Genomic DNA, 14,346 nt, shown 5'->3' with positions numbered 1-14,346 from the left:
TGTATTCAATATGTTACAGACGGAAAATCGGTTTTTGCTTTGTTAAACTGCGTTTCCCATTCTGCCGGCCAGCCAAATGCTGTTGTAGCCAAGGGCTTTAAATTAGTTCCTGCTGCCCCGCTCCAGAAATGAATAAACTCACCCCAGTTTAAATCTCTTGTGTATTGCCTGTTGCCGTCCTTTGGAAAATTAGCTGCCAGTAACTTGAAAAATTTATTGAGGACTTCACTTTTTCCATACTGGTTATAGATGGGGTAAAACCAATCTTTAAACCATTGCGTGTTGCTGCGTGGAAAATTATCAGTTGTACCCATCATTAAATTATACCAACGATCGGCATCAGTCGTGCGGCCTAAACCTTTGTACACATCGTATATATAAATCTCCATCCACTTACTGTCTTTCCAGATAGCAAATGCGGGCGAACCTTTTGCGTTGTTGTTTGCACTCTCTACCACATGTCCTACTTCGTGTGTAACAAGATCAAGATCGTTACCCGTGCCTGTAGTCCATGCAGTGAGGCCTGAGGAACCGCAATCAATTACATTTCTGTTATCGTGGCGGTTGCTGTAATAATAACCCGGGTGACCGCCGCTATATTTACCAGCATGAAAAATGGCATACAGTCTTTTGTCGGTTCCAAATTCGTAACCATAGGTTTTACGTGTGTACTGCCACACTTCTTTTACAAAACTGTTTGGCCATGTAATACTTTTCTGCACATCATTATCAAAATATACAACAATAGAAGAATCATAATGCACTCTTGAAACAAGTTGTGCATGATCGAACCAATGTTCCTGCCAGGTAGATGGCGGCACATCATAATTAATAACGGGCGGAGGTGTTGTGTCGCCTGTTTGTTTCTTTTTACAACCAGATACCAATAAACCAACTGCTGATAAAGCCATGATCAATCCACTTGTGAACATATTCCTTTTCATTGTTTCGTTTGTTTGCCTGAACCTTTCCGTGCAGTTGGTTTTATTGATACAAAATCATGCTGCATTATTTCATAAAAGAACTGCAGCAATTTCATAATCAACTGCTGCAGTTCCAATGCTTATTCATACCTGATCACACGCCACTCTCCTATTTGCACAAGTGAGCTGCCATTGTTTGCAGTCATAAATATTCTGTAGTAAGTGAATGTTTGTGGAGCTGCCACTTCAAACCGCCTGGTTAAATAGCGACTTGGGAACATTTCACCTGCTCTCGTATCAAGGTCAACCCACGTAGTATTGTCGTTAGAACCTTGCAATTTCCAGTCTCTAAGATCACGTGTTGCCGCATCATTCGCCGAAGTGAGCGTATAGGCTTCCACTTTAATTGGAGTTGCAAATTGTAACTTAAACCATGCGCCACCGTTAGTAGCCAATGCGGTTGACCATGTCTGAAACAGGTACTTTGAATTGACATCATTATCAACCAACTTTGGAGAGCCTTCGCCATTGTCAGGACCGCCGTTATTTTCATTACTTACCGTTAAAGTACTGAGCCCGGTAACGTCAATGGATTTTTTCAACAATGTATCGAACCGGAAATACGTAGTTTGTAAGGTTGATACAATTTCGCCGCTTGATACACTCGAAAGTGTAATGGGTAACATATACCGGACACCCGGCGTAACAGTATTTGTTTTAACTGTTAATGTCAATGGATTTGAACTGGTTGAACCTGCTGGTATAACAGCATTTAAGTTCGGCAGCTCGTAACTCGATGCAGGTAATAGTGTATAGTTCGTTCCGTTTGCTGTATTGTAAGCCGCCACTTTTGCAGCATCTACAATAAATGAAACATTGTTTGGAGTTCCGGCCACCTTCACGCCACCATAGGCTGCGCCAAATACCAGTTCTTGTTTTGTATTAGTTGATGTAAACAACAGATCGGTCTTTGCTCTTGTACCAACAGCCTGCGGCATATAAACCGAACCTTCATTTGCCAATTTAACTTCTTCCGGCTTATTGCAGGATGCTATTGCTGTTGTTAACAGCAATATACCTATGAATTTATTGAAATTATTTTTTTGCATCTTAATGTATATGAGATGATGAATTGAATGAATTACCAACCTGTATTTTGTTTAATGAGCGGATTACGCAACACTTCATTTGCAGGGATTGGGAATAAGTAATCTCTCTTACGGAAAGTTCTTGTTTCAAGCAACGTTTTTGTGTAGAAAGCTGAACCGTTCTTTGTTCTGTCCATGCCATAAAAAGGACCGGCATCTGTTTGTTCAGCAATCTTCCATCTTCTTGTTTCGAAATAGCGAACGTTTTCAAACGCAAGCTCTACCCTTCTTTCTGCACGGATAGCTGCACGCATTTCGACTTGTGATGCAGGAACGGGTAATGGATTAACACCCGCACCATATTGCGCAACACCTGCACGTTCACGAATGAAGTTGAGATACTTTAAAATGTCAGCATCAGCAGGATTTGATTCATTCAATGCTTCAGCATAATCAAGATAAATTTGTCCGAGACGTAAATACAAATTACCTCTTGCATCATCAGTATTGGCAACACCTTTACGTATGATATAACCGGTTGGTGTAACATCTGATGTACTTTGTGCGAGACCTGAATTACCTGAAAATTCCATATTGGTAACAATGAGGTTACCTGTATTCTGATCAGGATATAACCAAACACTATTGGTATAAGTAATGCCTACATAAAAACGAGGCTCACGGTTTACCCATTGATTAAATGTTGAACGTGTTGTGTTATCATATGGTGCCTGGAAACTGCTGAAACCAGTTGCTGTATAACCTGAAGTTGGATCGGTAATTGGTTTGCCATTTGCCATGAAGTAAGCGTCTACCTGTGCCTGCGTGGCACCGTTAGCGCCTGCACCACGCTGGCTTGCATAACCTGCATGGAATGGTGTACGATCGTAACGGAGCAGACCATAACCTGAGTTAGAACGTCCAAAGATCCATTCTTTGTTCCAGCTCTGCATGATGACATCACGAGTTGACAAGTAGGCTGCTTTAAATGGATTTGCATCAGTTACTCTGAACAGATCATACGTACCGGGAGCAAATTCATTGAGAAATTCTTTTGCCGCAGTTGCTGCTTTTGCCCATTTGCTTGCATCGTATGTTTGGTTGATGAGATTTTTACCATCATCATTTTTCAAAGTGGCATAATCAGTATTGCCGTTGAAGAGGGGACTTGCCGATAACATCAACGCCTGCACTTTGTATGCTTTTACTACGCCTTTTGTAAACTTACCTGCAACTGCGGAATTAACCGGCAGTTCAGTATAAGCTTTATCAAGCTGATCAACTACAAAGTTGATGCACTCATCAAATGTTGAACGTGGACGGTTTACTTCATCAGGTGTTGCTGCTACAGGAATCAGGTCTTCACCCAAAATAACAACAGGGCCATAGATGCGTAACAATTGATAATAGTAAAATGCTCTTAATGCTCTTGCTTCACCTTTCAGTATCGTTTTTTCAGCGGCACTGATCTCTGGTGTAGCAGCATCAATACGCTGAATAAAATCTGTTGAATTACGGATAGCCCTGTAATAGTTGTCCCAATAAGTTGCAATGCTGCCATCGGTATTGGCCCATGCGCTCTTATTGATATTGGTACTGTAGTTGAAATCCCATGTGTATTTGCCTTCATCAGATGCGCCCGTCCAGTTACCTGAATTTTCAGATCCGGAGAAACGTTGATTGAATTCGTTTGGCATAGCCTGGTAAATATTACCGATATAGCGGATCACATTGGTACGTGTTTTAAACACATCGTCAATGGTGAGGATGTTATCCGGTACTGTATCCAGGTATTTTTTGCATGACCCGAGTGAAAAAAGGGCCATGATCAGAGATATAGAAAGTATTTTTTTCATTTTCGTTCGTTTGTTGTTTATAAGGTAAACTCAATACCTAAAGAGAAGTTTCTGGTGTTGGGATAGATCGCACCATTTGTAGTGTTGAGTTCAGGATCCCACAACTTGAATTTGCTCCAGTAAATAAGATTGAAACCTTGTCCGTAAACCTGTGCAGTTCTGAAGCCAATTTTCTTCACCCATTTATCAGGTAAGTTGTAACCAAATGCAAGACTTTTTAAACGGAGGAATGAAATATCTTTTACCCACCATGTACTTGCAACTGCATTATTTCTGTTTGCTGCATTACCATATGCAAGACGTGGATAGAATGCATTAGGATCAGGATTTGCTTCTGTCCATCTGCTTTCAGCGATCGTGTGTAAGTTGCTGCGTTCAGGACCGGTGCTGTTATTAAATGGAATGATACCGTCACCACTCAACAAACGATCAGCGCCATTAACGCCCTGGAAGAATGCACCCAAATAGAAACGTTTAAATTCAACGTTGAAACCAAAACCATAGATAAAGTTTGGAACATCACCATTACCAATACGACTGATGTCGAGGTTGTTGATCAAACCATCGCTGTTGAGATCTTTGTAACGGATATCGCCTGGTCTTGGTTTACCGCCTAATGGACTTTGATCAGCTGCGTTATCAATTTCACGTTGATCAGCAAAAAGTCCAAGCGCTGTATAACCATAAGTTGAAAGCGCATTGTAACCTCGTCTTTCCATATAAGGATAAGGTTGAGTTGGCTGATCATTTTCAATGATCATATCACGGTTATATGTAACCGTTCCTCTGAAATCCCATTTGGTTTGTCCCCAATAGAATGGCGTTGTTTCAACTGTTGCATCAAAACCTGCGTTGTTGATTACACCAAGGTTACCAAACGGATTATTATTCAAACCAACATAAGAAGGAAGGCTTGCTCGTTGAAGAAACACACCTGTTCTGTGTTCTTTAAAGAAATCGAGAATGATTGATAATCTTGAATCAAGTGTTTTGAATTCGATACCAAGATCCTGCTTGCGTGACTTCGACCATTGTACCGGTGCTCCATAATCCTGTATCTGCACACCGCCACCACTACCCTGGTTGCTTGTACCATTACCCCATGTGTAACCGGCTGCACCGTCTGTTACAATGGTTAAGAAACCAAAACGACGACCACCAGCACCCGAACCAACTAAACCATCTGAGTAGCGAAGTTTAAAGAATTGAAATACGCCTTCTAATGGCTCAAAGAATTTTTCTCTTGATAAAACCCAACCCACACCAATTGAAGGGAAGAAACCGAAACGTTTTTCGGGTGCAAAGTTTTCTGAACCGTTGTAACCAAAGTTTACTTCAGCAAAGTATTTATCATGGAAAGAATAAGTACCACGTCCGGCAACACCCATACTTCTGAACGGAAGTGATGCTGTTAAATTAGCTGCAAATGCATCAATATAAGACCGTTGGTTATACAATACCAAACCTGTTACACGATGGTCTTTTTTAAACTCACGGTCATAGTTCAACGCTGCTTCCAGATAGTATGATCTGTTACCACCATTTGCCCTTCCGTAGGCGAGGTTATCTGAACCTGAAGTAATAACAGGCAACAGATTTACAGAGCCATCAGGATTGTACGGTGTAACTGGATTTATTTTGTACGTATTACGCTGACGTGTGCGGCTGATAGTTTGTGAGTTAAACGCATCAAACGAATACAACGCATAAGCAGACAAGCCCGGTAATATTGCTTTCAGGTCCTGTGTGATCTTAGCATTCGAATACACCTGGTTGCTTGAGTTGTTTATATAACCTGTTTGTGTAATTTCTTCGTAAGGGTTACGCTGTGCATTTGCTGCGTTTATACCCGGCACTAAATTTCCCGGATACATTACAGGATAAAGAATAGGTGTTGTTTGCATCACCTCTCTGAAAGCCTGTTGTGCATTAAAGCCGGGTGTATTTAAATTAGTAATGTAACCTTGCAGACCCAGATCAAACTTTGTTGTCTTTGTCCAGTTCATATTAATGTTACTGGTAAAGTTGTAACGCTTGAAACGTTGATCTGATTCGTAACTCTGTGAGCCATCAGATTTCAATAAGCTTTGTTCATCATAATAAGCAAGCGCTACATAGTAGTTCGCCAATTCAGCACCACCACTCGCACTAAAATTAAAACGGCGTGTTACACCTGAGTTATTAAAGATCTCTTTCATCCAGTCAACATTTGGATAGAGATAAGGCTGATTACCTTTTAATGTTGAATCAACATAAGCCTGTGAATATTCTGCTGCTAAACCGGAAGCAATGCGTGCTTCATTACGTAAGCGCATGTACGATTCAGCACCTGTTAATTGAGGAAGTTTTGTAAAAGCAGTAATACCCTGGTTGTAGTTGAACTTCAACACAGCTTTTGCTGCTTTACCTTTTTTGGTGTTGATAAGAATTACACCATTTGCACCTGCTACACCATATACAGCAGTAGCCGATGCATCTTTTAATATTGTAAAGGAAGCAATGTCTTCAGGATCGAGTGAGTTGATATCACGACCCTGTACACCATCAATAATAACTAAAGCACCAGAACCATTTGGCCCGAAGGTAGAAATACCCCTGATCCAGAGATCAGCTGTATTCTCACCGGGTAAACCTGTACGTTGCACACCAACGATACCCGATACACGACCGGCAAGTACCGTACTAAGATTAGCAACGGGTTGTTTTAACTCGGTAACATTTACAGTAGATTGCGCCCCAACAAGGCTTACTTTTTTCGCTTTACCAAAACCAACTACCACAACCTCGTCCTGGCTGCCTTGTTTAGCATCCATGATAATTTCGAAGACGAGATTGTTGTTTACCGGCCTGGTAACTTCAATAAAACCTACATAAGAAAATACCAGCACATCGCTGGCTGATACCTGGAGAGTAAATTCTCCTTTCTCATTGGTGGTAGTGCCAGCCTTGTTATTACCCTGAATGGTAACACTCACATCGGAAATAACTTTGTCAAGTCTGTCTTTCACCACACCGCTTACACGTATTGTGTTTTGCGCAGTTGTCCTTGCAGCAAGGAAACTGAAAAACAGCAGTAAGCACAGAAAGGGTTTACATGCAATTGTTTTGCTCATAATTAGTTTTGGTTTAAGAAAATGATAGCAATACTAATTTTTATAAAATCATGCTGTGGTCAACACAAACCGAACAAATAGTTAATGAATACTTAACGTAAAAAGTTTGGTGGGCAGAATGCCGTTTTTTTGTACTTTCCTTGCTGCTTGTAAAACCGTTGTACCAATTATGCTTAAAGGAAACAGGATTTTCTTATTTAAGATCATTGCAATTATCTGCACAGTCATTCTTTGCCTGGTACAGTTGATTCATATCCGCAATATTTACAAGCTTGAAGAAAAGGTGTATAATACTGATGAAAAGAAGATCATTAAAAAGGCTTATGAGGAAAGCATTGTAAACGACAAAGTGTTTCCCGGCGCCGTAAAGATCATTGACAGTATTCTTTACAAAGAGTTTGATAACCTTGCAACGTTTGCGCTACACAATACCGATGCATTTAAGAATCTATCGGCACGTTTGTGCGATACCTTGTTCAAAGCATTGAATGAAGCCAATAATATGGATGCATTTTTAGATTCCATCAAGAAGAAGCATAACCTCAGCGCTAATCTTGAATATGCATTGTTTATTGAGCATTTTGCTATTGCTATTGAGCCAAATCAATACTTCACACTTTTTTCAAGTACTGAGCCGGATTATAGAACAACAGTTCCCTATTTGCAACATCACGGAGCCAGGATCGGCGGCACATTAGAAACTTATAGTCCGCAAACACTTGCATCTGCATTAAAAGTAAGTGCCACAACTGCCCGCAGCTATCGTATGAATTTTGCTTTGTATTGCGACAGGCCAGACCGATTACAGCAGATTGTTTACAAAACGTTGCCGCAAACAATGCTCTCAGTGTTTTCGATCATTGCGATTCTTACTATTTTCTTTTTAACTTTTGCCAACTGGATCAGGCAAAAGAAAGCAAGTGAAATGAAGTCGGATTTTATCAATACTATCAGTCACGAATTTCAAACGCCGTTAACAACGATTATCATTGCGAATAAAACAATTGAAAACGAAAATCAGATCATCAAGAGCCAAAAGCTTGACAATCTTCATAACATCATCAAGAGACAAAGTGAACGTCTTACCATACTGATGCAACAGGTAATTGAAACTGGTGGTGAAAAGCCCATAAGGCTTGTGCTGGAAAAACATCACATTAACAACGAACTTGAGGAGATTATTTCTGATTACCGCATCAACCTTGACCTGGCGAATGCAAATATCACATTTGAAAAGAAAACAAACGATGATCTTGTTTTACTCGATAAACTTCACTTTACATCGATCATATTGAATGTGATGGACAATAGTGTAAAGTATAATCACAAGCAGTTAAAAGAGATCGTTGTAACAACTTATGCAAAGAACAGTCAGATCCTTGCGATCAGCATAAAAGATAATGGTGATGGCATGAGCAATAAAGTGAAACGGAAAATGTTTCTTAAGTTTTATCGGAATCCATCGCTTGTAACAAGCAATGCGCCTGGCATAGGGCTTGGTTTATATCATTCCAAGCAATGCCTTGATGCACACGGATGGGACTATGAAGTTATCAGCAAGGAACAAATTGGTACGGAATTTATTATTTATATCCCTGTTATATCGGGTGAAGTATAATGTATTAATGAGAAGAACATGACAGAAAAAATACTTTTTGTGGAAGATGAACAGGATCTGGGTAGTCTTATTAAACAATATCTTGAGACGAAAGGATTTGATATTGATTGGTATGATAATCCGAAGAATGCCTTGAAAGCATTCCGTGAAAATGCATCAACATATGGTCTTTGTCTACTGGATGTTCAGATGCCGCAAAAAAGCGGGTTTGAACTGGCTGAAAATATTGTAAAGATAAAAGAACATATACCCTTCGTTTTTCTCACTGCAAGAACTGAAAAGAAAGACCGTCTTACAGGATTAAATATTGGTGCGGCGGATTACATCAGTAAGCCTTTTGACATTGATGAACTGGCATTAAAGTTGAAAAATATTCTTAAGATGACGTCGGGTGCTGTGGCGCCAAAAGTGCAACTCTCATCCTACATGATCGGTGATATTTTGTACAACCGTGAACAACTCACCGTTACAACACCTGATAAAAAAACAACCAAGCTCACTACCCGTGAAGCAGAATTGATCGAATACTTTTACCAGAATAAAAACAAGCGCATCAAGAAAGAAGATATTCTCATCCGCATTTGGGGAGAGAATGATTATTTCCTTGGCAGAAGCCTTGATGTGTTTATCTCACGACTTCGCAAGATATTTGCTCAATCGAAAAAGATAAGTTTGAGTAATGTGTATGGAGCGGGGTATATATTCAATGTTGAGGATGAAGCATAGTATTGTACTCTCATTTTTTTTGTTTGGCTGGCTTATACCGTTTCAAATAATCACGGGTCAATGTCCCCCACTCCTTCACATCAGCGTCTTTCCATTTCCCATTTGATGCTGCCGATGGGTTAAGAATAGAACAGGTTTCTTTTTTATCTGATACAGACCAGGCTACCCAACTCAATCCACGTGTATCCATCCAATCAACAAAAGCTTTCCATTCTGCATGATCAAGCGGCCCGTCACCTGTAGCTTCCATGCCAGCACACTCTGAAACGAAGATGGGTAATCCTTTTGCAATGGCTTCATCGGTGCGATCACGCAACCATTTCTTATGTGTGCCTGCATAAAAATGCATCGTGTACATTAAGTTGCTATAACCTTTTATTGGATCTGCTGCAGGCAAATGAATATCCTGATCCCACTTAGGTGAGCCGACAAGAATAATATTGTCAGGATCGTTTGCCCTGATCGCTTTGATCACTTCTTCGGAGTAAGCTTTTACTTCAGGCCATGTTTCGTAATCAGGTTCGTTGAATATTTCATAAATGATGTGAGGATGATGACCATATTCTTTCGCCATCATGGAAAAGAAAGCAACAGCTTCTTTTGTATGTATATTATGATCGTGCCAATCAATGATAACGTACACTCCTTCTTTAATGCATGCATCAATCACATTCTTCATCAACTTTATTGATTGATCCGGACTTTTCAGATAACCGCTTTCGTTCAACTCGATTCCCATTGATGAACGAACAACATTACTATTCCATTTGTTGACCAATTCACGTACAGCGCCTTTATTATAAAATCTCGGCCAGAGGTTATGCCAGCCAAAACTCATCCCATGTAATACAACAGGATTATCATACGCATCAACCAACTGTGTTGCTTTAACTTTTAATTGTCCATGTATTTTCACCGGCTGAGCCTTGCCGGCAAAACAACATGAACTTAAAAGAAAAATGAATAAAATCTTTATCATTTTTTATATAGTTTTTTTAAATCCTTTTCAAACAGGGTATAGGGATCGTTATAAAATTGAATAAAATTTTGTTCTGAAACCTGCCCCGGGAAGGGAGCATAGTAATGTGTCGGGCTTTTACTGTCGTTCCGCCATACCAGCACATAACATAATTTTAGTTTGCTACGTTGTAGTGTTGCCAGCAGTTTATCAGTCCACCAGGTTGTATTGGGAATTGATTCAAGACCTGTTTCAGTAAACGCAGCGAGTTTATTTGATTTTACAGCGAAATCAGAAACGATTTTTAATTTCTGGTAGCCTGAATCAAGATTGTATGTTCCATAACGGCCAAAATTGCCATAATTATCCATAGCTACCATATCAACATAGTCATTGCCTGGGTAGCGTTCAAGGTATTCTTCTTCTGACGTAAATGTATTATCGGGTGAAAAAGCATAGATGAAATTATGAACCTGCAATGAATCTCGCAGGTAAGTGACTGTAAATCGCCACAGGGTTTTAAATTCATCAATCGTACAATGGCTCTTGCCCCACCAGAACCAATCGCCGTCAAACTCATGATACGGACGGAATATCATTGGAACAGTTTTTCCATCGTTGCCTTTGATTGATTTTGCCAGATCTGCAATGGTTGTGAGAATTATTTTGTATTGTTTGTGGTGTGTTCCACCGGGAATAATATTCTTTACAGCAGATGCAACGGTTGAATCATTCCAGTAAAAAGAAGTTGCCGTAACAGGATTATTAAAATGCCATGAAACAGTTGTAACTCCTCCTCTGTTGTAAGTGTCTGCGATATTTTTTCGAAGAGAAGCTTTCTCTTTTTCAATCATATTCTCCGGTCGGCCTGATAAACCACTAAAGTCAACACCAATAACAGCAGGATGCGAACCTGTTACTGATTTTACATCGCTTCTGTTTTCGTCACCAACCCATCCATGCCCGTATTCAGTTGCATGCTGATGACCGAAAAGGATATGGTTTCGTGAAAGCTTGTGTAAATTTTTAAATAATGCTTTTGTTTCTTTTGTTGCCAACGGGTCTATCAACTTCATTTTCGTTTGGGAAAAAGAAGCAGTTGAAATAGAAAACAGCAATAAGAAATAAAATATCTGTTTCATGTATATATCTTTTCGTGATGCATTACACAAGCGCCACGTGTTCAATCAATTGATGTTTGCCACTTCATGATCTTTTTGACAGCAGCTGTCAACTCTTCAGCAATTTGCTCATGTTCCTCCAATGAAGGATGATTGTCACAGCCGTTCTTATATTGCTTACTGAAAATATAGGAATGAACTTTTCGCTCGCCCTTTGTATTTAATTCTTTAATAACAGAAGTAATGCTTTTTCGCATAAAGTCCTTTAACGTTTCACTTGCCATTGGACTTGAAAGTAAGACAAATGTGGCGCTGGGGTAATGTACCCGTAACTGACGGATAAACAAAACATAATTACGGCAAAATGTTTTTGCATCCTGAATGCCATCGTTCTGGCCAAGACAAACCGTTACTACATCCGGTTGATAGTTTTTAAAATTCCACGTAATGGTATCATTACGCATGTTTACTTTATCGAACACCTGCGGCATTGTAATGTTCATGTTACAACAACTGCGCATTAAGCCAATGCCCGATACCGATGAAAGATGAAATTGTGCGTTGAGCTTTCTCGCCATAATTGCGCCATAGCTGAACCATGCATTGTGCTGATCCTGCCATTTGCCTTTGCCACAGGGAACTTCACTAGCATCGCTTCCGGTGCCACATGTAATGGAATTACCGATGCATTCAATTTTTCGTTGAGGTTTGAGTAACGGCCGCAGCAGTTCTTCACAACGTATGCCGGCCAGTTCCATATAGCCAATATTCGCTTCAGTGTTCTTGCAGAGAATAACACTATGTTCTTTACTTGCTGTTAAGTATGGTGTAACCGAAAGCGTATCACTCTTGGTTTTTGTTTGCAGGCGAATGGCTTTGCCATCAACAATCAATTCAATGTAATTATGATTACTGCCCCAGAGCATTTCATCATGCAATAACAGCTCACATGCATTTCCTGTAAACCGAAACGAGATATAAACGCCCGGCTGCCAGAAACGTGGAAGCTCTGCATTTCTAAAATCAATTCGACCTGTATATTGGATAAATGCATGATCAGGGAGATAAGTTTGCATCTCAGCTTCTTTTGCCGTTGCATGCAGCAACCAGCTAACAGATAAAAGAATACTACAAATCTTTTTCATCTTGATTGATTACACTAAAATAAAGGAGTTCCTTCGATTACTTTTTCTCTACCACCATACAAACTACAGCTCTCGCAGGAACTGTTACTCTAATAACTCCTGTTGCAGGAGCAGAAAAAGGACTAATGGTTTTATAATTAGCCGGACCACCAGCAGCAATTGCTGGCCCGACGCCATTCACTAATGTTTTGCGGGAAAATTCTCCATTGTCTCCTCCACCAGTTAATGTGTACCAGTAGAATTTATTTCCCTTACGGAAGTTTTTAAAGCTAAGCTCAACCGATTTTGCATCAGCACTTTTATTTACCAATGTAATACCCGTTTCACCTGAAGTAAACGAAGAAGCATAACTTACAATATCCGCTGAGTTTGAGGTTGCGCTGACCAACCTGTCACCCAGGTATTGTTGAAAGAAATACATATGATAAAATGCAGGCCTTGGAGTCCATTTAGGAACTGCGTCGGGTTCATCACCTTGGCTGAACATGCCATGATCATTGCCATTGTCCCATGCATTGGCCAAATCCCAACGAGCCGTCATTCCAAATTTGTTTTTTATTGCCTCTCCCAGTACCATCACAGCATGCAACCCATTAATATGTGATACCTGTTGTTTTGATCCTGTCGAGAAAATATTCCATTCATTTAATACAACTGGTTTCTGGGTAAGCCCTGCTGTTGTGATTGATTGTTTTACATAGTCCATCATGGTTTGTGTAACTGGAATTGGTGTGTTCAAGATCTCTGCTGCATTGGCATTTGTTTGATAATTTGTATAGTAATTGTGGACAATAAAAAAATCAGGCGTATTTGCTGCACCACTAAACAAGCCGCTGTTCCAGTTTTTGGCTGTAGTTGTCCACCATGAAAGTGGTGCTGCTTCCGACATAACGGCTCCGATATAAATTATTTTGCCAATTTCCTGTGCAGCTTTGCGCATACTATCTGCAAATATTTTAAAATGCTGACCATACAACAAGCCACTTAAATATTCGGGTTGACCATCTTTGTTATTTGCTGTGTTAATTCGATACCCTGCTTCCCAATCACCGAAATTTTCATTACCTATTTCCCAATACTTAGTTCGTCCATTATCGTAGCGCACCCAATCTGCAGCAAGATGAGCTGCGGCTGCAACAGGATTTATTCCCGTGCCATAACGTGCATAACCATAGTTCACCGTTATCATGCCTTTGTTATTTGTTTGCTGTAACATGTTGTAATAATTATCAACGGATAGTGTCCAGTTGTCACTATTTTTTCCAAACCAATAGCCGGCATTAGCACTGCTGCCATCTGCTTTCACTAATTGTGCAGGTGCATCGGCTGGTGCCATGTTGGGTTGTGCGTTCCAGAAAAAAATATCACTGATGCTTCCTCCAGGAAAGCGGATGAGATGCGGATGCAATGTGGTAAGGTGATCGAGTAAAGGAGCTTCTGTTACCATCTGCGTCATCCAGATATTCGAATTGTTACCTGCAAACGACCTTGGAACTTTGCTGATAACATTGCTGCGGTCAATCGTTACCGTAACAGTTGCCGTAACAGGAACAGAACCAGCCGTTGTTGCAGATGGAATCGTGAAGTTTTTTACCTGCCAATCGTCTATGAAAAAACCGATGGTAACCGCAACCGCAGGATCAACCTGTGGATTCACAGTTATTGTATCATCCGGATTCACCGGCCCAACAGGTGGCGTCGTTGGACTGGCGGGACTTTTTCTGCAAGCAGAAAAAAAGCAAAAGCTGCAGATAACAAATCCCAGCAAGGCTAGTGATAAACGTTGTGTTATATTCAT

The 14,346-nt window shown here is 40.3% G+C and carries 10 protein-coding genes; 2 read left to right on the top strand and 8 right to left on the bottom strand.

Going from position 1 to position 14,346, the window contains the following annotated elements:
* Positions 1-5: 5 nt before the first annotated feature.
* From WG954_RS16645 to WG954_RS16630, 4 genes are all read right to left on the bottom strand, one after another.
* Entirely contained in the window at positions 6-944 is a 939-nt protein-coding gene (locus WG954_RS16645) for a hypothetical protein (RefSeq protein ID WP_340437868.1), read from the bottom strand.
* A 119-nt stretch (positions 945-1,063) separates the two neighbouring features.
* On the bottom strand, positions 1,064-2,032 hold the full coding sequence (locus WG954_RS16640; RefSeq protein ID WP_340437867.1) for a BT_3987 domain-containing protein: 969 nt from the start codon (positions 2,030-2,032) through the stop codon (positions 1,064-1,066).
* Positions 2,033-2,064: 32 nt separating this feature from the next.
* Positions 2,065-3,867 carry a RagB/SusD family nutrient uptake outer membrane protein gene (locus WG954_RS16635; RefSeq protein WP_340437866.1) on the bottom strand — a complete coding sequence of 601 codons (1,803 nt, stop codon included), beginning with the start codon at positions 3,865-3,867 and terminating at the stop codon, positions 2,065-2,067.
* 17 nt (positions 3,868-3,884) lie between these two features.
* Positions 3,885-6,980, bottom strand: a complete 3,096-nt coding sequence (locus WG954_RS16630) for a SusC/RagA family TonB-linked outer membrane protein (RefSeq protein WP_340437865.1) — start codon at positions 6,978-6,980, stop codon at positions 3,885-3,887.
* Positions 6,981-7,149: 169 nt separating this feature from the next.
* On the opposite strand from WG954_RS16630, the gene WG954_RS16625 reads away from it, so the two are divergent.
* Both WG954_RS16625 and WG954_RS16620 read left to right on the top strand, forming a co-directional pair.
* Positions 7,150-8,598, top strand: coding sequence for a sensor histidine kinase (locus WG954_RS16625; protein ID WP_340437864.1), 1,449 nt, complete (start codon positions 7,150-7,152; stop codon positions 8,596-8,598).
* Positions 8,599-8,616: 18 nt separating this feature from the next.
* Positions 8,617-9,324: a response regulator transcription factor gene (locus tag WG954_RS16620; RefSeq protein ID WP_340437863.1), complete on the top strand. Its 708-nt coding sequence runs from the start codon at positions 8,617-8,619 to the stop codon at positions 9,322-9,324.
* A 10-nt stretch (positions 9,325-9,334) separates the two neighbouring features.
* Here the strand turns inward: WG954_RS16620 and WG954_RS16615 are convergent, their stop codons facing one another.
* Genes WG954_RS16615 through WG954_RS16600 form a run of 4 tightly spaced genes read right to left on the bottom strand, consistent with a single transcriptional unit; the run spans position 9,335 to position 14,346 of the window.
* A complete protein-coding gene (locus tag WG954_RS16615; protein WP_340437862.1) occupies positions 9,335-10,303 on the bottom strand; it encodes a glycoside hydrolase family 5 protein in 969 nt (322 codons plus the stop codon).
* Positions 10,300-11,424 carry a glycoside hydrolase family 26 protein gene (locus tag WG954_RS16610; protein ID WP_340437860.1) on the bottom strand — a complete coding sequence of 375 codons (1,125 nt, stop codon included), beginning with the start codon at positions 11,422-11,424 and terminating at the stop codon, positions 10,300-10,302. The genes WG954_RS16615 and WG954_RS16610 overlap by 4 nt, the downstream gene beginning before the upstream one ends.
* A gap of 41 nt (positions 11,425-11,465) precedes the next feature.
* Positions 11,466-12,548 carry an SGNH/GDSL hydrolase family protein gene (locus WG954_RS16605; protein WP_340437859.1) on the bottom strand — a complete coding sequence of 361 codons (1,083 nt, stop codon included), beginning with the start codon at positions 12,546-12,548 and terminating at the stop codon, positions 11,466-11,468.
* Between the two features lie 37 nt (positions 12,549-12,585).
* Positions 12,586-14,346, bottom strand: coding sequence for an alpha-L-arabinofuranosidase family protein (locus WG954_RS16600; RefSeq protein WP_340437857.1), 1,761 nt, complete (start codon positions 14,344-14,346; stop codon positions 12,586-12,588).

This window comes from Lacibacter sp. H375, from assembly GCF_037892425.1.
Taxonomy (GTDB): Bacteria; Bacteroidota; Bacteroidia; order Chitinophagales; family Chitinophagaceae; genus Lacibacter.
The sequence above is the reverse complement of the archived record's forward strand: the minus strand, read 5'-3'. Positions and strand labels throughout refer to the sequence as shown.